This is a genomic window from Streptomyces cyaneofuscatus, assembly GCF_033109485.1.
Classification (GTDB): domain Bacteria; phylum Actinomycetota; class Actinomycetes; order Streptomycetales; family Streptomycetaceae; genus Streptomyces; species Streptomyces cyaneofuscatus.
In genome coordinates this window covers 212,943-235,197 of record NZ_CP137002.1, presented here as the reverse complement: position 1 = coordinate 235,197, position 22,255 = coordinate 212,943, and the positions used below count along the sequence as shown (strand labels likewise).

At 70.2% G+C, this 22,255-nt stretch carries 19 protein-coding genes and 1 pseudogene; 10 read left to right on the top strand and 10 right to left on the bottom strand.

All coding sequences use genetic code 11. The features are described 5' to 3' along the window. The first annotated feature begins 2 nt into the window (after nt 1-2). From R2B67_RS01065 to R2B67_RS01045, 5 genes are all read left to right on the top strand, one after another. Nucleotides 3-1,970, top strand: a complete 1,968-nt coding sequence (locus tag R2B67_RS01065) for a dynamin family protein (protein ID WP_317815920.1) — start codon at nt 3-5, stop codon at nt 1,968-1,970. After that, nucleotides 1,967-2,551 (top strand): hypothetical protein, encoded by a 585-nt coding sequence (locus R2B67_RS01060; RefSeq protein WP_317815919.1) that lies wholly within the window; start codon nt 1,967-1,969, stop codon nt 2,549-2,551. Before R2B67_RS01065 ends, R2B67_RS01060 begins: the two co-directional genes overlap by 4 nt. Next, nucleotides 2,548-3,750, top strand: coding sequence for a 5'-methylthioadenosine/S-adenosylhomocysteine nucleosidase family protein (locus R2B67_RS01055; RefSeq protein WP_317815918.1), 1,203 nt, complete (start codon nt 2,548-2,550; stop codon nt 3,748-3,750). Before R2B67_RS01060 ends, R2B67_RS01055 begins: the two co-directional genes overlap by 4 nt. Nucleotides 3,751-4,108: 358 nt before the next feature. Then, entirely contained in the window at nt 4,109-4,999 is an 891-nt protein-coding gene (locus tag R2B67_RS01050; protein WP_317815917.1) for a S1 family peptidase, read from the top strand. Nucleotides 5,000-5,200: 201 nt separating this feature from the next. After that, on the top strand, nt 5,201-6,523 hold the full coding sequence (locus tag R2B67_RS01045; protein WP_317815913.1) for a hypothetical protein: 1,323 nt from the start codon (nt 5,201-5,203) through the stop codon (nt 6,521-6,523). A gap of 115 nt (nt 6,524-6,638) precedes the next feature. Here R2B67_RS01045 and R2B67_RS01040 read toward each other — a convergent pair whose 3' ends face one another. Further along, nucleotides 6,639-7,379 (bottom strand): hypothetical protein, encoded by a 741-nt coding sequence (locus tag R2B67_RS01040; RefSeq protein ID WP_317815912.1) that lies wholly within the window; start codon nt 7,377-7,379, stop codon nt 6,639-6,641. 134 nt (nt 7,380-7,513) lie between these two features. Then, complete coding sequence (locus R2B67_RS01035) at nt 7,514-9,184, bottom strand: FG-GAP-like repeat-containing protein (protein WP_317815911.1); 1,671 nt, start codon at nt 9,182-9,184, stop codon at nt 7,514-7,516. Nucleotides 9,185-9,595: 411 nt separating this feature from the next. Here R2B67_RS01035 and R2B67_RS01030 point away from each other — a divergent pair, with 411 nt between their 5' ends. Both R2B67_RS01030 and R2B67_RS01025 read left to right on the top strand, forming a co-directional pair. After that, nucleotides 9,596-9,892 (top strand): hypothetical protein, encoded by a 297-nt coding sequence (locus R2B67_RS01030; RefSeq protein ID WP_237329236.1) that lies wholly within the window; start codon nt 9,596-9,598, stop codon nt 9,890-9,892. A 450-nt stretch (nt 9,893-10,342) separates the two neighbouring features. Continuing rightward, nucleotides 10,343-10,549, top strand: a complete 207-nt coding sequence (locus R2B67_RS01025) for a hypothetical protein (RefSeq protein WP_078533158.1) — start codon at nt 10,343-10,345, stop codon at nt 10,547-10,549. A gap of 500 nt (nt 10,550-11,049) precedes the next feature. Here the strand turns inward: R2B67_RS01025 and R2B67_RS01020 are convergent, their stop codons facing one another. Continuing rightward, the gene (locus tag R2B67_RS01020) at nt 11,050-11,475 is read right to left on the bottom strand and encodes a Rid family hydrolase (protein WP_237329238.1); all 426 of its coding nucleotides are present in this window, start codon (nt 11,473-11,475) and stop codon (nt 11,050-11,052) included. A 142-nt stretch (nt 11,476-11,617) separates the two neighbouring features. On the opposite strand from R2B67_RS01020, the gene R2B67_RS01015 reads away from it, so the two are divergent. Next, entirely contained in the window at nt 11,618-12,106 is a 489-nt protein-coding gene (locus R2B67_RS01015) for a MarR family winged helix-turn-helix transcriptional regulator (protein ID WP_317815910.1), read from the top strand. Between the two features lie 223 nt (nt 12,107-12,329). On the opposite strand, the gene R2B67_RS01010 is transcribed toward R2B67_RS01015, so the two are convergent. From R2B67_RS01010 to R2B67_RS01000, 3 genes are all read right to left on the bottom strand, one after another. Then, nucleotides 12,330-14,192, bottom strand: a complete 1,863-nt coding sequence (locus R2B67_RS01010) for a SpoIIE family protein phosphatase (RefSeq protein ID WP_317815909.1) — start codon at nt 14,190-14,192, stop codon at nt 12,330-12,332. Between the two features lie 416 nt (nt 14,193-14,608). After that, nucleotides 14,609-15,418: an SAM-dependent methyltransferase gene (locus R2B67_RS01005; protein WP_317815908.1), complete on the bottom strand. Its 810-nt coding sequence runs from the start codon at nt 15,416-15,418 to the stop codon at nt 14,609-14,611. 89 nt (nt 15,419-15,507) lie between these two features. Further along, a complete protein-coding gene (locus R2B67_RS01000; RefSeq protein ID WP_317815907.1) occupies nt 15,508-17,157 on the bottom strand; it encodes a SpoIIE family protein phosphatase in 1,650 nt (549 codons plus the stop codon). A gap of 294 nt (nt 17,158-17,451) precedes the next feature. Here R2B67_RS01000 and R2B67_RS00995 point away from each other — a divergent pair, with 294 nt between their 5' ends. Together R2B67_RS00995 and R2B67_RS00990 are read left to right on the top strand one after the other, a co-directional pair. Further along, complete coding sequence (locus R2B67_RS00995) at nt 17,452-17,601, top strand: hypothetical protein (protein WP_317815906.1); 150 nt, start codon at nt 17,452-17,454, stop codon at nt 17,599-17,601. A gap of 75 nt (nt 17,602-17,676) precedes the next feature. Continuing rightward, nucleotides 17,677-17,799, top strand: coding sequence for a hypothetical protein (locus tag R2B67_RS00990; RefSeq protein ID WP_317815905.1), 123 nt, complete (start codon nt 17,677-17,679; stop codon nt 17,797-17,799). A 648-nt stretch (nt 17,800-18,447) separates the two neighbouring features. Here R2B67_RS00990 and R2B67_RS00985 read toward each other — a convergent pair. From R2B67_RS00985 to R2B67_RS00970, 4 genes and pseudogenes are all read right to left on the bottom strand, one after another. Next, nucleotides 18,448-18,582: pseudogene (locus tag R2B67_RS00985) on the bottom strand (transposase); the annotation flags it as partial. A gap of 4 nt (nt 18,583-18,586) precedes the next feature. After that, nucleotides 18,587-20,110, bottom strand: coding sequence for an acetaldehyde dehydrogenase ExaC (gene exaC, locus R2B67_RS00980; RefSeq protein WP_018512841.1), 1,524 nt, complete (start codon nt 20,108-20,110; stop codon nt 18,587-18,589). 198 nt (nt 20,111-20,308) lie between these two features. Beyond that, entirely contained in the window at nt 20,309-21,565 is a 1,257-nt protein-coding gene (locus R2B67_RS00975) for a GAF domain-containing protein (protein ID WP_317815904.1), read from the bottom strand. Nucleotides 21,566-21,658: 93 nt separating this feature from the next. After that, nucleotides 21,659-22,240: an N-acetylmuramoyl-L-alanine amidase gene (locus R2B67_RS00970; RefSeq protein ID WP_317815903.1), complete on the bottom strand. Its 582-nt coding sequence runs from the start codon at nt 22,238-22,240 to the stop codon at nt 21,659-21,661. Nucleotides 22,241-22,255 lie beyond the last annotated feature (15 nt).

Sequence of the window (22,255 nt, the reverse complement as noted above, 5' to 3'; positions counted from 1 at the left end):
CCATGGCCCTGCACCGAGAAGACGACGCGACGGCCCCCGAGCCCGAGGGCGGCCCCGGCCCCGCCGGAACGCCCGAGCAGCTGATGGACGACACCGTCGCCGGACTGCTCGCCCTCGTGGACGAACAGCCCATAGCCAGCAGCGTGTCCCTGCCTCTGCGGTCCCTGGCCGGCCGCTGGCGGGAACCCTTCGCCCGGGTGGCCGTGCTCGGCGAGGTGTCCGTCGGCAAGTCCACGCTGATCAACGCCCTGCTGAAGGAGCCGCTGCTGCCCACGGCCGTGCCGGCGCTGTCCTCCGTACCCGTGGAGCTGCGGTACGGCCCCGAGATCCGGGGCACGGTGACGCTGTACGACGCCGGCCGCGGCGAGATCGTCGAGCGCGACCTCGCCGGGAAGGAGGAGATCAAGGTCTACCTGACGGAGGCGGGGGAACGGACCGTCACCGACCGCCACGGGCGGGGTGCCCAAGTGCTGAGCGCCACGATCCAGATCCCGGCCGAGGTGCTGGCCGGAGGGCTGCGCCTGGTGGACACCCCCGGCGTGGGCGGCGCGAACCCGGCCCACCGCAGACTGACCCTGGCAGCGTTGTCCGACGCCGACGCGGTGCTGTTCGTGGTGCGGTCCGGAGAACCGCTCAGCGCCTCCGAGCAGGACTTCCTCCTCCAGGCGGCGCAGCGTGTGGACTCGGTCGCCGTCGTCCAGACGCACAGCGATCTCGTCCATGAGGCCGGAAGCAAACTGGACGACGATGTGGCACGCCTGCGCACCCCGAGCACCTGGGCCGCGGTGACCGACGACGAGGAGGACGCGGACCGGATCGCCCGGCTGATGAGCGGTGTCGAGGGGCTGTCCGTCTCCGCGCGGCTCGCGCTCGGCGCCCAGGGCGCCGCTCCGGGCCCGCAGCGGGAGGAGGACTTGGCGCTGAGCGGTCTGTCGGAGCTGGAGGAGTGGTTGCGCACCCGCGTCGTCCAGCGGGTGGAGGAGATCCACCGCCGCGACATGGTGCGGCTGACGGAGTCGACGGCCCGTGCCGTACGGCGCCGGCTCGAGGAGCTGCACGAGGTCCTGCGAGGCGACGAGAAGGCCCAGCTCGCCATCGACGAGCGGGAACGGCGCATCGCCGAGTGGGAACGGACCGACGGGGACTCCTGGCGCAAGCACATCAACGGTGCCCTCACCTCCCTCGCTGAGGACCTTCCCACGCAGGCGGCGGCCCGCGTGGAGATCCTGCGCGCCGACTACCAGGACCGGTTCGACGAGATGGACCGGGCGGAGCGCAAGGACGCTCTGAAGACGCTGCCCCTGCAACCCCAGACAGCGCTGGACGAGATGGTCACGACGGTGCGGGAACGCCTGACGGAGGCGGTGCGCGTCATCACCGAGCGGGACGACAAGGACGTGATCGCCGCACACCTGCGGCGGCTCGGCGATTCGGCGACGGTCTCCGTGCGGATCCCGGAGCCGAAGAAGATCAGTGACTCCGCCATGGAGCAGATGGCGAACGCCTTCGTCATGGCCAAGGCGGCCTTCTTCCGGTCCCAGGCCCAGCGAAGGGACAAGGACGACGCCGGGCAGAGTCAGCCCACCGAGGCGGATTCCCGGTCGACGGCGCTGGCCGTGTTCACCTCGCTGACCGTGGGGACGGTCAAGGAACTCTTCGCGCGCCGGGCGGCCCGGCGTGAGGATCTGACGACCCTCTTCGACCGGGTGGTCAAGGCCGTCACCGGGGAGGTCCTGACCGTCGCTCGGAAGGAGGCCGAGCAGGGGTGCGCGTCCGTCACGACGGTGATCGAGGACCTCCTCGTGGAGCAGCGGGAAGAGGTCGACCGGGACCGGCACGACCTCCGGCTGGTGCTGGAGCTGAGCCCTGCCGAGCGTGCCGAACGGCTGGCGGCCACGACGCTGTCCCTCCGGGAGCTGGACGCACTGGCGGGTCGGCTGGCCGTCGTACGGGAACGGTGGGACCTGTGAGCGGGGTCCCGGACGCCGTGGACGACCAGGAGCGCAGGGCGGCGCGGCGGGAGGTGCTGCTCCTGGAGTACGAGGTGCTCAAGGCCGAGCAGAAGGCCCGGATCATCGCCCGTGACCACCTCATGTACGCCACGCTCGCCGGTCTCGTTTCGGTCCTGGTCGTCGTCTTCACGGCGGAGGCGCCGGCGGGGACGGTGCTCCTCCTGCCGCCCGTCTGCCTGGTGCTGGGCTGGACGTATCTCGTCAACGACCTGAAGATCTCCGCCGCCGGGCGCTACCTGCGCGACGAACTCGCGCCCCGCCTCGCCGACCTCACCGGCACCCGCCCCGGTGAGGTGCTGGGCTGGGAGTGGGCCCACCGCGGCGAGCCGGGCCGGATCGCGGCGAAGATCCTGCAACTCGCCGTCGACCTGGTCATGTTCGTCGTCCCCACCGTGGTGGCGGTGGTGCTTCACTGGATGGAGGCCATCCCTGGACGCGGCCTGTCCCTCGTCGCGGCGGCCGAGCTCGCCGCGGCTGCCGTCCTGGCCGTCCGCATCGTGCTGGCGGCCGACTTCGCCTCAGAAAGGAGAACGCCGTGACAGAACTCCGCGTCGGCCTCATCGTGCCTCTGCCCGAGGAGTTCGGCTACGTCAGCTCCGTCGTCGACCTCCTCGGTGACTTCCGGGAGGAGGGCCGGGTCTACCACTCCTTCCTCATTCCGGGGACGGAGATCACCGGGCTGCTGACCGTCCTGCACGACATGGGGCAGTCGAATGCCGCCATCGCCGCCCAGGACCTCATCCGCGTCTTCGGCGTCCCGCTGGTGGCCCTGATCGGAACTGGTGCGGCGCTCTCGTCGGAGGTCGCGCTGGGGGACGTGGTGGTGGCCTCGGAGATCGATGCCTATCTGTACCGGGCGAAGGCGGTGGGGGACGCCGAACACCCGGGAGGGCCGGGCCTGGCGCTGGCCGGGACGAGCTGGAAGCCGTCCGCCCCCCTGCTCGACCTCGTCCGCAACTTCCCGCTGCGCAAGGCCAGCCGGGGTCTCGTCACCGCCTGGTCGCGGGACGCGCTGGCACGCTGTCCCCTGCCCGTCGGCCTCCGTCCGGCCGCGGGGCCCGGACTCCACGTCGCGCCGGTCGCCACGGGGGACGTGGTGGTCGGTTCGGACGCGTTCAAGGAGGTGATCCGAAACAAGAACCGCACCCTCGCCGCCGTGGAGATGGAAGCGGGCGGTGCCGCACTCTCCACGTACCACTCCGACACCGCCGACGTTCTCGTCGTCCGGGGCATCTCCGACCACGCCGCGAAGGACAAGACGGCGACGGACCTGACCCCGGACGTCGACGGCAGGCCCAACGCCTGGCGCCGCTACGCCGCCACCAATGCCACCCGGATCCTGCTGAAGCTCCTTGCCGCCCCCGACTTCCCTTGGCGCGCGACGAGCCCGGCCCGCAGTCCCGTGAACCCGGCCCCGCTCCGTCGCCCCGAGTCGGGCCCTTCCCTGGGCGACGGAGCGGAATCGGGGCCCGCCGTGGACGGGAGGAGTGCCGACGGCCGCCGCTCCGGGAAGGGGTGGCTCGACGGCCGTACGGTGGCCGCGGTCACGAGCGGAGCCGCCACGACGCTGGCCGTCGAGTCCCTCCTGCATCGGCGCCGGGACATCGAGGAGGCCCTTGCGGCCGCCTCCACGCCTCCGGCGCCGGACGCCGGGAGCCATACGGCCCGAACCGAGTCGGCCGACTGTTCCGACGGATCCGACGGAGGCTCGCATCCGTCCGCCGACCTCCACCCCTGACCCGGACCGGCCCGGCGTGAGGTGAGCGGGAGGCGCCCGAAAGGACCAGCGGGTGAGAGGGGCGGGTGGAGGAGTGACGAAGATTCGGCGCCGGGATTTCACCTCGCGTCCTCATCGATCGTTTTCCGTCATCCACCCTCTCGCATAGGCACCGATCCACCGATTTGATGGCGTATGGACCTGGTCGGGGCAACTCATTTTCGGCCAGGCCCGTCCCAGGGGTCTTGTGGTGGGTGTACCGGCCTACCCAGCATGGAACAACGTTGTCAGGGACACGTCGGATTGATCGTGTTCCTGGAAACGCGCCATGGGCGTCCACCCAACGCCCCGAGTTCCCCCCACGATCTGGAGGACTACAGTGCGACTCTCTCACCCCCACAGCCTTTCGAGACGAGCACGACTCATCGCCGGAGCAACCGGCCTCGCCGCTGTCGCGGCGTTCGCCGTCCCCGCCGCCACCGCGTCCGCCCAGCCCGCCCCGAAGACGTTCAGCGCCACCGAGCTCAACGTGACGGCCGACTCCGTGCGCACCGCCGACATCGGCGGCACCGCCTGGTACGTCGATGCCGCGTCGGGCAAGGTCGTCGTCACCGTCGACAGCACCGTCAGCAAGGCCGAGATCGCCAAGATCGAGAACGAGGCCGGCGCGAACGCCGACGCTCTCGAGGTCAAGCGCACCACCGGTACGTTCTCCAAGCTCATCGCGGGCGGCGAGGCCATCACCACCGGCGGAGCCCGGTGTTCCCTGGGCTTCAACGTGCAGGACGGCGCGGGCACCAAGTTCGCCCTGACTGCCGGTCATTGCACCAACATCGGCAGCTCGTGGTCCATCGGCACCACCACCGGATCCAGCTTCCCCGGCAACGACTACGGCATCATCCGCCACTCCGACCCCGGCGCGGCCGACGGCCGGGTCTACCTCTACAACGGCGGCTACCAGGAGATCACCGGCGCCGGTGACCCCTCGGTCGGCCAGTCCGTCCAGCGCAGCGGCAGCACCACCGGCCTGCACGGCGGCTCGGTCACCGGCCTCAACGCCACCGTCAACTACGGTGCGGACGGCATCGTCTCCGGTCTGATCCAGACCAACGTCTGCGCCGAGCCCGGCGACAGCGGCGGCGCGCTCTTCTCCGGAACCACCGCGCTCGGCCTCACCTCCGGCGGCAGCGGCAACTGCTCCTCCGGCGGCACCACGTTCTACCAGCCCGTCACCGAGGCGCTCGGCGCCTACGGGGTGAGCATCATCTGATCCCCGTACCACCCAAGGCTTCCCACCATCGGCCCTGAGCACTGTCCCCGCCTGCTCCACCGGCGGGGACAGCGCTCGTTCCGGCGGAACCACGCCACCGAGCCGCGCCGCCGTCCGCCCTCGTCGGTGAGGTGAACGCCACCCCGAGGCGGCGCACTCGTTGGTGAGGTAACCGCCGTACCTCTGGGGAGCGTCCCTCCGATGCGAAGCATCCGCAGTACCAAGCACCTCGGCCTCATCGGGATGCTGCTGATCGCCGTGGCCTTCGCCGGGCTCCAGCTGACAGCCGTCACCGGAAGGGCCTCGCCCGACACGAAGAACTACCTCTCCTACGCCCTGTCCCTCAGCGGCGAGAGCCGGGCCGAGGCGGGCCGCCGGGCCATCGACTACTCCTGTGCCAGCCAGCAGCACGGTCCCCTGGACTCCATCCCCTGGACCAGCAGGAAGGTCGCGGGGGAGTCGGAGGAGCAGTGCGTGCGCCGGCTGAACGACTCGGTCGCCCACTGGTCCCGCAACGGCAACACCTCGGGGATGATCGCGCCCTTCGCGAACCATCGCTTCATGGCCATCTTCGAGGCCCGCCCGGGGTATCCCCTCTTCCTGGTCCCCTTCGTCACCGTCTTCGGCGCGATGTGGGGTCTCTGGCTCGCGGGCCTCGTCGTCGCGCTGGCCGGAAGCGTCTGCGTCCTGCTCACCCTGCGGTGCGCGGGCGCCTCCCGCCGCGCCGGCCTGGCGGGTCAGGCGCTGTACCTCGCTCTGCCTACCGGAACGGTCGCCATGAACCCGCTGAGCGACGGGCTCTCGCTGGCTCTGGGCACGGCGGTCGTCCTCGGGTGCACGCTGCTCGCCCTGGACCGCCCTCGTACGGGAGCGGCGCTCGTCGCGGGCGGCCTGGCCCTGATGTTCCCGGTGCGCTACTCGCAGGCGCTGCTCCTGGCGGTCGCCCTCGCGGCCGGATTCGCACTCCGGTGGGTGTGGCTGCGCCGCCGCCGGCGGCCGTCGCAGCGGACGGGGCAGTCGGCCGTCCTGTGCGGGGCCCTGGCCGTGGCCGTCTACGCGGGCGCGCACCTCCTGTCCTGGCCCACGGGCCAGGACAGCGCCCAGGACTTGCTGACCGACCACTACCGGCATCCCGATCTGCCCAACCCCTGGCCGGAGTTCCTCGTCCAGGAACGGATCTTCTGGACGGCGTGGCTCCAGCGCCAGGCCACCTATCCCGTACTCCCTGTCCTGCTCGCGCTCTCGGCCTGGGCGCTGCTGAGACGGCGCTCGGCGGTCCTGCCGATCGCCCTGGCGGCGGCGTCCGCAGGCATCCTCAACCAGGCGGGCCACCCGAACCTGGACCAGCTGCTCGGCCACCGCCTCATCGTGTTCGTCTGGCTGCTCCCGGTTCTGGCCGTTCCGCTGCTGCTGGACCGGGAGCCGACGCCGTCGACGGGAGGAGAAGGGGCGCAGCGCCCACCTCTGAAGCGCCGACGGGACCGCGACCCAGCGGCGAGCCGTGCCGCCGGAAGCGGCAGCTGAGGAGGGATACCCAGGTCACCCCGGAACCGGGCGGAGCGCAGTGCGAAGCCGTACCGGTGAGAGGTGTCCACCGGTACGGCATGCAAACCTCGGATGCCCGGGGGACGGACTCCGGTCAGCCGAGCTTGACGCTGTCGCCCGCTGAGATGACCTTCATCGTGGTGCCGGTGCCGGCGAAGTACCAGCGCCAGGTGCCCGCCGCTGAGGCTGTCACGGCGGCCCTGAGGTTGCCGGAAGCGCTGCTCTTCACCGTTGCGACGTTCTTGTACGAGGTGGCCCCCGCCTTGCGGAACTGCAGAGTCACCTTCTGCCCACCGAAACCGTGGTACTCGAGGTCTTTCCAACTGGACCGGGAGAGCTTGCCTTTGACGGTGAGCTTCTTCCCGTTGCTGCCGGGTTCGGGCGCGGCGTCCGTCGTCAGGGTCGCGGCGCGCTTGAACTGATACAGCGCGATGCGGTCGGAGATCCAGTAGTCCTTGTCATTCGCGTTGACCTGCCACTGCCCGGCGATTTTGTCGGGATCCCTGTCACTGACGTGCGGCATCGCCTTCGGGTCGACATACATGGTCGCCGTGCAGTCGGACGTTGTCTTCGACTTCTTCACACAGCTCGTATCGATCCACTCCACCGGGCCGCCGCGGTTGTGCGTGCTGAAGGTGCTGACGCGGTCGACACCCCTGACCCCGGAGTTGTCCTTGACGGTCATCCTGATCGGAAACGTCACGGGCTTCGAGACGCCCACGATGACGTTCGTTCCGCCGTCCACGACCCTCTTGATGGTCCGGATGTCGCCGCGGCCCTCAGCCCGGGCCGACGGCGCCCCCAGCATCGTCAGGGCGACGGCGGCCGCGGCCACCGACCAGAGTGGTCTTCGTCGCATGGCACTCCACTGTCATGGCCGGCCCGTCGGCCGAACCGGGTGGATCATGCTGACACGTACCGCTGTCCGGCCGATGGCCGGGCCCGCGCTGCCCGTGGCCCGGGGCGGGGTCAGCTGACGGACCGGATGGTGCTCCAGCTGCTCGCGCCGACCGTCGTGCGCTCGCCGTCCACCGGGTGGCCCGCCGCACCGGTTGCGCCGGCGTAGAACATCAGGGTGCCGGTGCCCTCGTTCGTCGTGGTCCACATGTCGGCGACGCCGTTGCCGTCGGCGTCGGCTGCCCCTGCGATCAAGGGACGGTTGACGAGGCCGTAACCGTGGCCGTAGAGGGTGCGGGCGTCGAAGCCTCCGCCGTCGCGCCCCCGGTAGAGCCAAAGGTCACCGTTGGCCGTGTTGCGGGCCAGAAGGTCGGGGCGGCCGTCCCGGTCGGCGTCGCCGGGGGCCGTGAGGGTCATCACGTCCCAGCCGCTGTTGCCGATGAGGACGGGGGCGGCCACGGCCGGGACGGCGCCGCGTACACCCGCGTAGAGCCAGAGCTTGTCGCCGTAGGAGAGAACCGTGTCGGGGTGGCCGTCCCGGGTGACATCGCCGGGACTGACGACCCTCGCGTCCGTGGGCAGGCCGACGGCGACCGTGACGGGGGCGGCCAGCGAGCCGTCCCCGCGGTTGGCGTAGATGCGTAGGTCGCCGCCCACCCGGGCGACGACGTCCTCCGCGCCGTCTCCTGTCCAGTCGCCGCGGTGGGTCACGGAGGCGCCCCTCCAGCCACCGGTACCGATGATGTCGTGGGCGCCGGGCACACCTCCGGTCCCCGCGCCGTGGTAGAGGCGCAGCTTGCCCAGGTCGTCGACGGCCAGGAGGTCCGGCTTACCGTCACCGGTCATGTCGCCGGGGACGGGCGCGTCGCGGAGGTAGGCGATGACGGGGGCGTGGTCGGAGTAGCCGTTCGGCGGGTCGGTCGCCTCGGCGCCGGTGTTCCGGGTCCGGTCCATACGGGACTGGTCGACGGTGCAGGCGACGAAGCGGGGGCCGTCGGCGCGCAGGGTGGTGAACAGATGGTCGAGCCAGTGGCGGCTGGGTGCGGCCGCGGTGGACGCCCAGTACTGATAGGTGTGGTCGCCGTTGAGGCAGCGGTCCAGCTTCGAGGTGACCGGGGCCAGATCGGCGGACGCGGCGTTGCGGTTGAAGTCGCCGCCGATCACCACACCGACCGGGATGTCGTCCTGAAGGTGAGCGGCGATGGCCTGGGACTGGCGCTTGGCGATCGCCGACTCGCCGGGGATCAGGTGCACGCTGCAGAACTTGTCGGGCAGGCCGGTGATGCGGGCGCACACCATCGGCAGCTTGCGCGGGGACAGATCGGCCGGCACCGTCTCGACCCGCTCGACGGGGCCGTCGAACGTGCCCTTGACAGCGAGCAGGACGCCCAGGTCGCCACCGAGCGCTTCACCGCGGCAGCGGCTGTCCAGGTCCGATTCGCGGTTGCCGGGCGCGTGCGCGAAGGACCATCCGGGGCCGAGACGTTCCTTCAGGAGTGCCATGTGGCTCTTGCGCCAGTTGGCACGGCGCCCGGTGTCGGGTGTGGCCTCGTCGTAGCCGCAGACCTCCTGGAGCATCACCACATTCGCCTGGTGCTCGGTGACCAGTTGGGCGACTTGCTCCGCCTTGCGGTCGGGCTCGTTACGGAAGGCGCAGTAGCCCGCCGTGCCGCGCGGGCTGCCGGCCTCTCCGCAGATGTTCCAGGTGATGACCCGCGTCTCCCCCGGGTATGGCGGGGTCATCGATGCCGTCCGGGCTGCCGCGGTCGTTTCGACCGGCGCCGGCGCCGCCTGTACCGGCACGCCGAGCAGCAAGCCGCTGACGACGGCCAGTACCAGCGCTGCCGTTGTCACTCTCTTCAACGTTGTTCCTCCCCTGAGGTCCAGGTCCGACGCGACCCGGACGCCCGCAGATCATCTCAAGCGCGAAGAGACCAGGTGAGGTCTGGCCAGTTCAGATACGCCCTGCGCGGCCGCCCCTACCGGAGCGGACGCTGTACCCGCGCGACACCGACGGCCAGGCGGTGCTGCGCCCGCCAACCCGCAAGCGGTCCGCGCCTCCTGCAGCATGCTGAACGAGGCTTGCACTGTGGGGCGTTCTCGTGATGGCCGGTGTTGTGGGAGGAGGGCGTGGGCCGGGGCTACAGTGACGCTGTGGACATACCTGGCTGGTTGATCTGGGTCGCTCTGGCGCTGTTCGTCGTGCAGGCCCTGGGCCTGGTGCCTTCCATCCGTCGGTGGCGCCGGTCCGGCCCCGGGGAGCGTTCCGGGGCGGGCCTGGATCTGCTGGACACGGTCGCGGGCGTGATGCTGATGGGTGGTCTGCTGCTGAGTCTTGCGGTGGCGGAATCCTGGGTCTGGCTGTTGGCCACCGGTTTCGTGCTGATGGTCGGCGTGTACGCCGTGAAGGGTCTCCACCTGCTACGAGCCCGCCGCCGCCCCACGACGTGACGCGATGGGCCGCCCGGAGCATCCGGTCGAACGTTCCGCCCATCGCCCACCTGTGGAAACGGGTATGGAAAGTGGCCCATGGCCCGTATCGCCCGGACGTCCCGCCGCAGAAGCCGGGCTTCTTCTAGGCACAGCAGAAGGGCGCCTGATCGGGGGCCCTTGACCAGCGGAAACGGCCAATGTACGGCCAAGCTGTAGGGCGTGGTCCGCGTATGGCCCGGATCTTGGTCGGCACGGAGCGCACCCCTTCCTTGACGGTCTGCCGACCCGCGTGCGCATACCGGTGCTCGCTGCGCGAACGAGCGCAACGGCCGTCCGAGTCCCTCTCACCTGTGCTGCGCTCAACCTCCCTGCTAGGGGCCCATCCTGACGAGGCGAGTGTTCGGCGGGGCAGATCGCGGCTGACTGGCCACCGCAATTGGTCTGTACCTGTCGGGGTAGAAGAGCTGCATGAGCGACAACGGCATCTCGATCACAGTCGAACTGCACGGCGGACCGCTGGATGGGCAAACCACCCCCGTGACCCTCACGGATGAGGACCCCTGGGTTGGGCTTCCCAACGACGGCTGTACCTACCCTGGTGGCAGCAGCATCTATGCACCGGACATCCAGGGCCGCTGGGTATGGCAGGACGACCAGCCGGCCCGTACCCCGTGACCCCGCATCCGCCCGGCAGTGTGGCAGCCTCGGAGGAGAAAGACATGGATCGCTTTCGCGTGACAGGTGCCTGGCTGGCTGGCCTCAGGGCAGCTCTGCTGTGCAGGGAAGAGGAGGTGCTCCTCGGAGTCCTTCAGCGACCCGACTATCCCGCGCTCGTGTCATGTCCGATCTGTGACGAGGGCCCGGAAAGCGTCGTGTCGTGTGTCGAGGACCCGGCCATTGACGGACGGCGGGTGGTTCTCGTGGACTTCCGGCCTTGTCGGCATGGCATCTGGGTGGCCGTCGGCGAGTAGCGGAAGGTTCCGTCGCGAGCGTTGCGAACAGGACGCCGGCCCTGCGGCGGGCAAGGCAGGGTAGGGCCTGACCTTCGCCGTAGGTGCTGGTGGGCGGTTCAATACGGTCAACGTCCAGTCTCTCATCAGCGGAGCGGCCCCGCGGTGGGGGCCGCTTTGAACGACGAATCCTGATGAGTGAGCGAAGGGTGACTGGGTGAGGTGTCAATTGCCGGAGCCGGCGATTGCGGTGACACGGATCTCCACGCGCATGGCGGCAAGGCCGAGGACGGTGACGCCGGTTTCGGTCCAGATCGGCGCGCGGCCATCCAGGCGGAGGCGGAATTGTTGGGCCATGATGCGGTTGACGTCCTCGCTGATGACCTTCTCCCCGGGGGCGACTTTGTGGTACGAGTTGACGTGGATGACGTCATGCCAGGTCGCGCCGACCGTGGCGAGCGCGCGCTCCACGTTCTCGAAGGCCTGGACGATCTCCTCCTCCAGCGAGTCGGGGATGTTCAGGTCGTCGTCCACACCTGCCTGGCCGGAAATCTCGACCCGGTCCCCGACGCGGACGGCGCTGCTGTAGCCCAGGGCATCGTGAAGCTTCTCGCCATAGCCCGGAACGATGCCGAAAGTGACTGTGTCCATGGTGCTCCATCTCCCTCTCTCCAGGGCCGCGCGTTGCCCTGATGTGACTTCACGCGTAAAGTCAACATAGCAAGGGATGACTTCAAGCGCAAAGTAAAGAAGAGGTTTTCCCGAGGATCGGGCGACCCCAGGAGGAGGGTTTGTGAGCGACAGCGGCGAACGTGGGAGTGACGAGGAACCGCGCTGGCTCAACAGCCAGGAGAAGGCGGCCTGGACGGGGTTGATCTCCCTGGTCCTGCTGCTGCCGGGCAAGCTGGAATCGCCGCTGCGGGAAGAGCACGGCATCACCTTGTTCGAGTACCTCGTGCTCAGCCATCTTTCCGAAGCCACACGACGCCAGCTGCGGATGGGTGAGCTCGCCTTCCTCGCCAGCGGATCCCTCTCTCGGCTGTCCAACGTCATCAAACGGTGTGAACAACGCGGCTGGGTCGTCCGCAGCCCTGATCCGGCCGACGGGCGTTACACCCTCGCCGAACTGACCGACGCAGGCTTCGACATCGTGGGCCAGGCAGCTCCCACCCATCTACGCGCCGTACGCGGTCTCGTCCTGGATTCCCTCAGCACCGCCGACCAGAAGGCCCTCACCCGGATCGCGGAGAAGATGCACATCGTCCCCGACGACTTCGCCTGAGGCCCGTCCAGACCCGGCCTCAAGTTCCGGTGCGGCCGGCGCTCGGAGGGTCGTCTCGAGTGCGACCGCCGGAATCCCGGGCTGGTCGAGGTCGGCGGCCCAGGGCTTGGTGTCCAGCAGCCGGCGGGGGAGCGGGACTGCGGTTCCGGCTCCAAGGTGTACGGAAGGGTCAGCTCAGGCTCGCGGAGTCGAGCTACTCAGCTACCGGTCGCACGTCCTGCTACTACCGCTGAGAATGCCCCGAGTTCGGCACGTTCCGCTGAGCGTCCGCACCTGACTGCGCCTGGTGCGCAGCCAAGACCCATGACGGCATGTTCTGTTCCGCCCAGACGATCTTGCCTGTGGCCGTGCGGGATGAACCCCAGCGGCGGCACAGCATGTTGATGAGTTGAAGGCCCCGTCCACCCTCGTCGCTCAGGCCCGCGTGCTGGATCTGGGGCAGGTCGGGGCCGGTGTCCGACACCTCCACGACGAGGCGTTCCCCGCGCAGCAGCCGTAGTGTGCCGGGGCCGTTCCCGTAGCGCAGTGCGTTGCCGACCAGTTCGGAGACGACGAGCTCGGAGACGTCGGCGAGCTCCTCGAGGCCCCATGACGCGAGCTGGCCGATGACGAGACCACGGGCGGCCGAGGCGGCCCGGCCGTCCTGCGGCAGCTCCCACACCCTCAGCTCCCCCGCCGGCAGTGCGGCGCTCGTGGTGACGAGGAGCACGGCCTCATCGAACCGGGGGGCGGCGGCCGGGGCGCGCTCCACCAGACCCCCCTTCTCAAGCGATCCGGGCGGAAGGCCTAGCGCTGCCGTACGCAGCCGGTCCAACTGGGCGTCCACGTCGGCGTCCCGGGACTTGATCAGGCCGTCCGTGTACATGACCAGATGGGCACCGTCAGGGACGCGCAGCCGCAAGGGGTCGTACGGGATCACGCCCGCCCCCAGCGGCGCGCCGATCGGCACCGGGACGAGGTCGGCGGCGCCGTGCCCGTCGAGGAGCAGCGGTGGCAGGTGCCCGGCGCTCGCCAGCGTGTAGGAGGAGTCGGCGGGGTCGTAGACCGCGCACAGGCAGGTGGAGACCTGCTCGTCCTCCAGGTCGCGGGTGGCCAGGTCGAGCCGCGCGAGGATCCGCTCAGGGGCCATGTCCAGAGTCATCAGTGCGCGGGCCACCGTCCGCAGGCGCCCCATGGTCGCGGCGGCCGGCAACCCGTGCCCCATAACATCGCCCACCATCAGGGCCGTCCGTCCGCCGGGCAGGGCCATCACGTCGTACCAGTCCCCGCCTACGCCTTGATGTGCCGCCGCGGGCGCGTACTCGGAGTGCACCAGCAGGCCCGGCGTCGCCGGAGTAACGCGCGGCAACAAGGAGCGCTGCAACGAGACGACATGCTCACGCTCCCGCCCGTACAGTCGCGCGTTGTCGATGAAGACCGCCGCCTTGGAAGCGAGCTGCTCCGCCAGCGCCACGTCGGTCGTGGAGAACGGTGGAGTTCCACGGCCGCGCACGAAGTCGGCGCTGCCGAGCAGCAGCCCACGGGCGATCAGGGGCACGGCCAGGTAGCTGTGCACGCCGGCGGCGCGCAGCTGTGCGGCGGCGCTCGCGGTGGGCGCGACGCGGATGAAATCGTCGTCGCGCACCCTGCTCAGCAGCACGGGTTTGCCTTGCCGGAGGACGTACCGGTGGAGCAGCGTCTCGTGCGGCTCCTTGGCGTGCACGAAGGTCTCGCCCACCGGGGTCGGCTCCAGGTTGGAGAGCTCCTCGATGGCGCACAGCGCCATGGCTCGCATCTGTGGGATGCCGGGTCCGGACTTCCGGGAGCCTTCGTCACCTCGCAGGACACTCTCGAGGATGTCCACAGCCGCTCCGTCGGCGAAACTGGGCACCGTGAACTCGGCGAGTTCCAGAGCGGTGCGCTCCAAATCCAGAGTCGTGCCGATGCGGGAGCTGGCGGAATTCAGCCAGGCAAGTCGGCTACGGGTGGTGAACCGGTCGGGTGGCAGGACGCCCTTGCTCCGGCGGAACCGCACGTTCGCGCCGACCGAGCGCCGTCCGGCGGAGCCTCGGTAGGACAGGCGCCGTTTACCACTGCCGGCGTTCACTCTTCTGCCTCCCAAGCAGGACTCGACGCCTCTTGGTGCCCAGTGTGCACCGGAAACAGCGGCGGCACCTCCGGGTGACCCTCGTTGGATGGCCTGTTCACCGACGGTGCTCCGGCGCCCGTTCCCAGTCCTGCTGGTTTGGCTCGCGGGTCGGCCCGGCCCGGATCGCTCCTGCCACCTACCCCGTTCCCTGCTCGGAGCATCCCCACGGCGTCACCTTGATCAGCACGACCGGCCCGGCAGGCAGCAAGCGTTCTCGACACGGGGACCTCGCAGCCCGGTGCGAACGGGGCGAAGCCGTGCTCGGTCAGTCAGCGAACTGCCATCAGACTTGTCCTCGGCGAGAGCTGAATTGCTGTGCCGCGAGTAGTGATCGCGAGTAAAGCGCACCCGGTCATCTCGTGTCCCGCCTTACTTCAGGGTTTCCTGGCGACCGCTCCGTACATGGCGATGTCGCGGCCGTCGATGCCGTTCTGCTCCGGGCCGGGGCGCCAGGCGTGCACCTGGGTGACCTCGGGATCCTGCAGTTCCAGGCCGTCGAAGAACGAGGTGGCGGTTCGTAGATCTCGCAGGACAAAGGGCATACCTTGCTCACGGTACTCCTGGGCGACCCGGTTCACTTCCTCGGGCGCGAAGTCCGCGGTGCCGATGGTCATCGCCAGGTAGCTGCCGGACGGCAGTGGGTTCAGCAGGTCCTGGACCAGATGCCGGTCGTCGGGGGGCAGGATGAAGTGCATGATGCCGATGACCATGAGGCCGACGGGCCGGTTCAGGTCGATGAGCTCGCGGAACTCGGGACTGTCCAGGATGGTGCCGGGGTCGTGCATGTTCGCGTCCACGTAGGCGGTTGCGCCCTCGGGTGAACTCTGCAGCAGGGCGCGGGCGTGAGCGAGGACGATGGGGTCGTTGTCGACGTAGACCACGTGCGATTCAGGGGCCACTTCCTGCGCGATCTCGTGCAGGTTCGGGGACGTCGGAAGACCGGTTCCGATGTCGAGGAACTGGCGGATGCCTCGCTCCTCTGCCAGGAAGCGCGCCGCGCGGTGCATGAACCGGCGGTTTTCCATCATGTGCACAGGCAGGGCGGGCCAGTGTCGGCACATGGCGTCGCCCGCTACCTCATCCACGGGGTAGTGGTCTTTGCCGCCCAGGATGTAGTCGTACACCCGGGCGGAGTGGGCGCGTGAGGTCGCGAGCTTGCCCTGATGGTCGTTCGGCGCGTTCATGCGGTGCCTCTCTCATCCGAGGACGGGCTTTCTCGACGGTATGGAGACACTCTTCCGGGTGCAAACGGTGAGATTCGCGAGAGGCGCGGTCATGAGTCCGGCCGGGCTTGCAGGGCGATCATGGCGATGTCGTCCCGGCGGTGGTGCAGAGGTGGCAGAAGGCTGCGGATCATGGAAGACAGAGGCAAGCCTTGGCGGGCCAGCACGTCGGATCGTTCACGCAACCGCTGGAGGTTGTCACCGATGTCCGTCTCTCGCGTCTCCACCAGCCCGTCGGTGTAGAGCACCAGGATGTCCCCTGCGTGCAGGTCCGCGTCGAGGGTGGTGCGGGCGAGGGAGTCGGTGACGCACAAGGGCGGGTCCGGGGCTGTCAGGTCGTGCAGATACTGCGATGGGGCGTCCGCTGGGATGACCAGGGGCGGCGGATGCCCGGCGTTGGACAGGGCGATGTGCCAGCTGCCGCGCGTCCGGCGGTGCAGGACCGCGTGCACCGCCGTGACCATCGACGGACTGTCGAGCGCCTGCACGATGCGGTCGAGACGCCCCAGCGTGGACGCCGGATCGGCGGCCGGGCCGCAGTCGTAGGCGAGTCCCCGAAGGATGCTGTTGACGCGTCCCATCGCCATGGCCGCGTCGAGGTCGTGCCCCGCGATATCGCCGATGGAGAGGGCGAGGGCATCGGGGGAGAGCCGGACGGCGTCGTACCAGTCCCCGCCTACCTCCGCCGCCGAGTCGGCCGGATGGTAGAGCGCGGTGATCGTGAGACCGTCGATGGCCGGCGGGGCCGCGAGGAACGACTGCTGTAGCGCGAGTGCCTTGCCGCGGATGCTCTGCAGCTCCATCGTCCGCCGCAGCGGCCCGCTCATCTGCTGGAATACGTCCCGCAGCAGCGAGAGGTCGGCCTCGTCCGGGGGCGGGTTGCCCCGGCAGGTCGCGATCGTCGCCAGCGCGACGGTCCGGCCGTCCACCACCAGGGGCACCAACGCCATGCCAGTCGCTCCGGCCTTGCGCAGCCACCGTACGGAAACGTTTGAGAGCCCTTCGTCGGGAGGTCCGTCGGGCGGGAAGACCAGAAGCCGAGCCTCCTGGCTCTTGATGGCCCGCTGGGCGACCTGCCCCAGCATGAAGTCGGCGTCCAGAGGGGGCAGGGAAGGCAGACCGGGGGCAAGCCCCACACGCTCCGGCGGCGTTGGGGTGGATGCGCGGGAAGGCCGCGCACCCGCTTCGACGCCGTCCACTACGCGGAAGATGGCCACCGCGTCAGCGAGCTCGGGCACGACGGCCGCGGCCGTCGTCAGGAAAGCCTCCGAAAGATCGCGGGCCGCGGGCACCGCCGCCATACGCGCCAGCAACTTCTCCCGCATACGGGCACGCCAGTGCTCCTCGGCGTCGGTGGCAGTTCCGACAAACTCCACTTCCCCGTTCTCGTCGATGGTGGGCGCAGCAATGATCTTGACGTGGCGGAAGCGGTCGGCGGCTCCGTCGAGCCGCACCCTGACGATCGCATCGAGCGAGGACCGCTCGCGCGTAGCCCTGCGCCATGCACGCTGGAACCAGTCCCGGTCCTTGGGATGCACGGCGTCCATCCACGAGGTATCGGTGCCGGGAGTCCACAGCGTCTCGGCGATCCCGCCTCGGGACAATACGGAGACGTCACCGCTGGGCGACATCACCCACACCGACTGCGGTACGGCCCCCATGAGTGCCCGGTACCGGCGGAGGAGCCGCTCCTCGTTCACGGCCGTGCCCTTCGCCATTGGGCCGACGAGCCCGAGATACAGGCCGGCGGCAGAGCATCGTCTGCCGCCGACGCTGATCGCCTCCGCCCGCCCCACTCTCCGGACGACGGCAGGGGACCATCACCACTCATGCCTCGATGATCCCCCGCATCCGGGACATCAGCACGCCCAGGCGTTCCGCCCGGCCATCGGGCACGCTGACGAGAGCTGACCGAGGCTCCCAAGCTACCGCGAGCCCCCGCCCCCCCCGGGCCACCGGAACCACTCGATCGAAGTGGGGCCACGTCGCCTTGCGTGGTGGACCGCGACCTCGACAGTCCCGAAGGGGAACTCGCCGGCCGGGGGGTGGACGGCTGCCGCGCCCTCCAGGCCTCCCGCGTTCTCAGGGACGGCGGGTCCGTCGACACGTACAACGTCGAGAAGAAGCTCAACGGCTTCCAGTGACGTGCGCTGGTCGCCGCCGCTGGCCTTGGCGAACACGCCCGCACCGACCTGCTCGCCCAGCTGGACCGGTTCGAGGTGCTGGCGGCAGCGGTCCTGGGGGCCGACGTCGCCTTCCGGGAGCGCGGCCCCGCTGGACGCGCCAGGCTCACCGCGGCGGCCCAGGCGATGACGACGGAGATCCAGGCACTGACGGCTTGACAGTGCGGCAACCGGTGGAGCCTGGTGGGAATCCTGCCGCGCGATGTTGGCATGCTCTTGCCGGGGGTGTGCAGGAGGGCCGAACTGGTAGGGGGGCCGGCCTGGAGGAACCAGAGCGTCACCGCGACCGGCCTTCCCGGAGAATCGCCCATTCCCGACGCGCGACCGTTCCGAACGACCGTCACCGCGACGTTCCTCCGGAACGGCGGCTCCCTGGCCCGTCATCTGATGGCGCCGACCTGAGCAATCCGCACCACACCATCGACCACCGAAGCGCCCGCCTCCTTCGGCTGGTGCCACTGGCGCAAAGGCCCGTCCGGTTCCGCCGCCATGGTCGACGCTATCGAGCGGAGTTCCGGGCCCGGCGCGGGCCTGTACGCGTGCTCCCCGTGCCAGGAGCAGCGCGGTCTGCGCTCAATCGTCGAGCAGCCCCACGAGGTGGCCTACCGCATACTTCGTGAACCGCACCGAGGAGTGCGTCAGCGGATTCTCGCGCCGGGGTGGTGCGGCGTGCACGGTGAACCAAAACGCCGTCCCGGTCGACCAGGGCGCCCGCAATCCCGAGCGGGCGGCACCCACTTTCCCCAGCAGGTCCTGGAATCGACGCTGACCATGCTCCGGCCATGCTCCGGTCGATCCACTCTCGGCATCGGCATCGGCATCGGCATCGGCGTCGGCTTGGACGGCCCGCGGAATTCTCTCCCACGTGCCGTCCGCCGACCACCTGCGATGACGATCGTGAACCGTCTTCCAGTTGGCGAAGCAGCGAGGCAGGTCCCGCCAGGCTCTAGAAGAAGCCCAGCTTCTGCGCCGAGTACGACACCAGAAGGTTCTTCGTCTGCTGGTAGTGCTCCAGCATCATCTTGTGGTTCTCCCGGCCGATGCCCGACTCCTTGTAGCCTCCGAACGCAGCGTGGGCCGGATACGCGTGGTAGCAGTTCGTCCAGACCCGGCCCGCCTTGATCGCGCGGCCCGCCCGGTACGCGGTGTTGGTGTCGCGGGTCCATACACCGGCGCCGAGCCCGTACAGGGTGTCGTTGGCCGTCGTGATGGCGTCGTCGAAGTCGGTGAAGGAGGCCACCGCCACGACCGGGCCGAAGATCTCCTCCTGGAAGACCCGCATCCGGTTGTCGCCCTCGAAGACGGTCGGCTGGACGTAGTAGCCGCCCGCCAGTTCGCCGCCGTGCTCGATGCGCTCACCGCCCGTGAGGATCTTCGCGCCCTCCTGCCGGCCGATCTCCAGGTAGGAGAGGATCTTCTGGAGCTGGGTGTCGGACGCCTGCGCGCCGATCATCGTGTCGGTGTCGAGGGGGTTGCCCGGCAGGATCTTCTCCGTACGGGCGATCCCGGCCTCCAGGAAGGCGCCGTAGTGCCCCCGCTGGATCAGGGCGCGCGAGGGACACGTGCACACCTCGCCCTGGTTGAGGGCGAACATGGTGAACCCTTCGAGGGCCTTGTCGAGGAAGTCGTCGTCGCTGCGGGACACGTCGTCGAAGAAGATGTTCGGCGACTTGCCGCCCAGCTCCAGCGTCACCGGCTTGAGGTTCTCGGAGGCGTACCGCATGATCAGCCGCCCCGTCGTGGTCTCCCCGGTGAACGCGATCTTCGCGACGCGCGGGCTGGAGGCCAGCGGCTTGCCGGCCTCCTCGCCGAAGCCGTTGACGATGTTGACGATCCCGGGCGGCAGCAGATCGGCCACCAGGCTCATCCAGAAGTGGATGGAGGCCGGAGTCTGCTCGGCCGGCTTGAGGACCACCGCGTTGCCCGCGGCCAGCGCCGGGGCGAGCTTCCAGGTGGCCATCAGGATGGGGAAGTTCCACGGGATGATCTGGCCGACCACGCCCAGCGGCTCGTGGAAGTGGTACGCGACGGTGTCCTCGTCCAGCTCGCTGAGCGAGCCCTCCTGGGCGCGCAGGACGCCCGCGAAGTAGCGGAAGTGGTCGATGGCCAGCGGGATGTCGGCGGCCAGCGTCTCGCGCACCGGCTTTCCGTTCTCCCAGCTCTCCGCGACCGCCAGCTCCTCCAGATGCGCCTCCATACGGTCCGCGATCCGGTTCAGGACGGCCGCCCGGTCACCGGCCGGCGTCGCTCCCCACGCGGGCGCGGCGGAGTGCGCCGCGTCCAGGGCGAGTTCGACGTCCTCGGCGGTGCCGCGGGCGATCTCGGTGAAGGGGCGGCCGTTGACGGGACTGGGGTTCTCGAAGTACCCGCCCCGGACCGGCGGGACGTACGCGCCGCCGATCCAGTGGTCGTAGCGGGACGCGTACGTGACGATCGCGCCCTCGGTGCCTGGTGCGGCGTAACGGGTCATCTCTGTGGCCTCCCGGATCCGGTGCCGCCCGCCGTTGGACGGCCCTCGGCGCGAGGCTAGGAGGCCGGACGTTGCAACGCCGTTGCGGTACGGGGGCGTTTGCGCGGAGACGCCGGTGCGGGGGCTTCGGCGCGACACGCCTCTGCGGTACGGGGGCGTCCGCGCGGAGCCGCCACCTGCCCCATGCCCGAACGCCCCTCAGCCCCCCTGTTCCGCGTCCAGCCCCCGCACCCTCGCGAGCAGCGCCGCCCGCCGCTCCGCCGGGGCCGCCCCCGCCAGCGCCCGCCACACCGCCAGGTCGTCCTCGCCCCACGGGCTGTACGCCCAGTCGGCCAGCAGCCCCGGATCACCCCGGGCGATCAGCGCCGCCCGCAACTCGTCCGCGATGCGGTGGCGCAGCCGTACGACGGCGGGGGCGCGCGAACCTGGCAGCAGCGGGCCCGCGTAGGCGCCCAGCGCCGCCGCCACCGCCCCCGACCCCAGCCTGCGCGCCACCGTGTCGAAGTCGGCGTCCACCGGCACGCCGAGCCGGTACGGGCGTGAGTGCAGCAGCTCCGGGCCCAGCAGCCTTCTGAGCCGGGAGAGTTCGGCCCGCAGCGTCACGGGGGGCACCGACTCGTCCTCGTACAGCTCGATCAGCAGCTCGTCCCCGCTCAGCCCCTCCGGGCGGCGGGCCAGGGCGACGAGGATCTCGCTGTGCCGTCTGCTGAGCCGGATCCTGCGGTCCCCGGCCACGAGCAGCGCCTCGTCCCGGCCCAGCGCGCTCAGCCGCACCGAACCGACGTCCGCCACCGCCGGTGCCAGCAGCGCGAGTTGCGATTCGGCGGCCCGCGCCACCGCCTGGACGAAGGCCAGACTGTGCGGGTGCGCCAGCCGGTCGCCGCCCGTGATGTCCACCGCCCCCAGCACCCGGCCGGTGTGCGGGTCGTGGAGCGGGGCCGCCGCGCACGTCCACTGCTGCACCGGGCGCAGGAAGTGCTCGGCCGCGAAGACCTGTACCGGCCGGTCGACCGCGATGGCCGTGCCCGGCGCGTTGGTCCCGGCCACGCTCTCCGCCCAGCGGGCGCCCTCCACGAAGTTCATCGCCCCCGCCCGGCGGCGGGCCGCCGCGTGGCCCTCCACCCACAGCAGCCTGCCGTGGGCGTCGCAGACGGCCAGCAGATGCTCCCCGTCCGTCGCGTACGCGCCCATGAGTTCACGGATCACGGGCATCGCCCGGGCCAGCGGATGCGCCTCACGGTACGGGCCCAGCTCATCCGCGCCGAACTCCACCACCGGGGCGCCGTCCGGGCTTACACGGGCCCGGGCCGAGCGGAGCCACGACTCGCCGACCACCGTACGTACCGGCCGTTCCAGCCGTCCCGCCGAGGTGAACACCTCGTGCGCGCGGCGCAGCGCGCCCATCCGCTCACCGGGGTCCGTGTCAGCGGCCAGGGCCACCCAGGGGTCCGTCAACTCGCCCTCCGTCCGGGGCCGTCCTGCCTCCCCATCGTCGTCGCCCCCGGCCTCCGCGACAACCCGGCTGCGGCGGGTGATGGGGGCGCGGGCTCAGGGGCGCGCGACGAGACGGAGGTAGCGCTCCCAGTCCCAGAGCACGCCGGGGTCGGTGTGGTCGCTGCCCGGCACCTCGTGGTGGCCGATGATGTGCGCCCGGTCCTTGGGTATGCCGTGCCGCTCGCAGATCGCCGCGGTGAGCAGGGCCGAGCGCCGGTACATCACGTCGGTGAAGAACTCCGGCCGGTCCACCCATCCCTCGTGCTCGATGCCGATGCTGCGGACGTTGACGTCCCAGTTGCCCGCGTGCCAGGCGATGTCGCTCTCCCGTACGCACTGCGCGACATGACCGTCACCGGAGCGCACCACGTAGTGGGCGGAGACCTGCTTGGCCGGATCGCGGAAGATGCCGATCGTCGGGGTGAACAACTGCTGGGCCACGTGGATGACGACACGGTCGACGCGGCGCTCCGAAGGGCGCGCGGGGACGGTGTAGTTCGCCCCGTGGGCCGGTGCCCAGAGAGCCGCCGGGTGGTCCGCGACGGCGGTCGTAGGTGACACGGCCCGTGCCGACGCCGGAACGAGCGCGGCCGCCGCGGTGACGGCGGCCCCCTGAAGGAGCCTTCTGCGGTGCATCGCACTCCTATGGGG

Excerpts from the sequence above, each read along its gene's own strand:
- R2B67_RS01065 (WP_317815920.1), top strand. The coding sequence starts at position 3 with ATGGCCCTGCACCGAGAAGACGACGCGACGGCCCCCGAGCCCGAGGGC.
- R2B67_RS01045 (WP_317815913.1), top strand. The coding sequence starts at position 5,201 with ATGCGAAGCATCCGCAGTACCAAGCACCTCGGCCTCATCGGGATGCTG.
- R2B67_RS01035 (WP_317815911.1), bottom strand. The coding sequence starts at position 9,184 with ATGACCCCGCCATACCCGGGGGAGACGCGGGTCATCACCTGGAACATC.
- R2B67_RS01025 (WP_078533158.1), top strand. The coding sequence starts at position 10,343 with ATGAGCGACAACGGCATCTCGATCACAGTCGAACTGCACGGCGGACCG.
- R2B67_RS01020 (WP_237329238.1), bottom strand. The coding sequence starts at position 11,475 with ATGGACACAGTCACTTTCGGCATCGTTCCGGGCTATGGCGAGAAGCTT.
- R2B67_RS01005 (WP_317815908.1), bottom strand. The coding sequence starts at position 15,418 with ATGAACGCGCCGAACGACCATCAGGGCAAGCTCGCGACCTCACGCGCC.
- exaC (WP_018512841.1), bottom strand. The coding sequence starts at position 20,110 with ATGACCCGTTACGCCGCACCAGGCACCGAGGGCGCGATCGTCACGTAC.
- R2B67_RS00970 (WP_317815903.1), bottom strand. The coding sequence starts at position 22,240 with ATGCACCGCAGAAGGCTCCTTCAGGGGGCCGCCGTCACCGCGGCGGCC.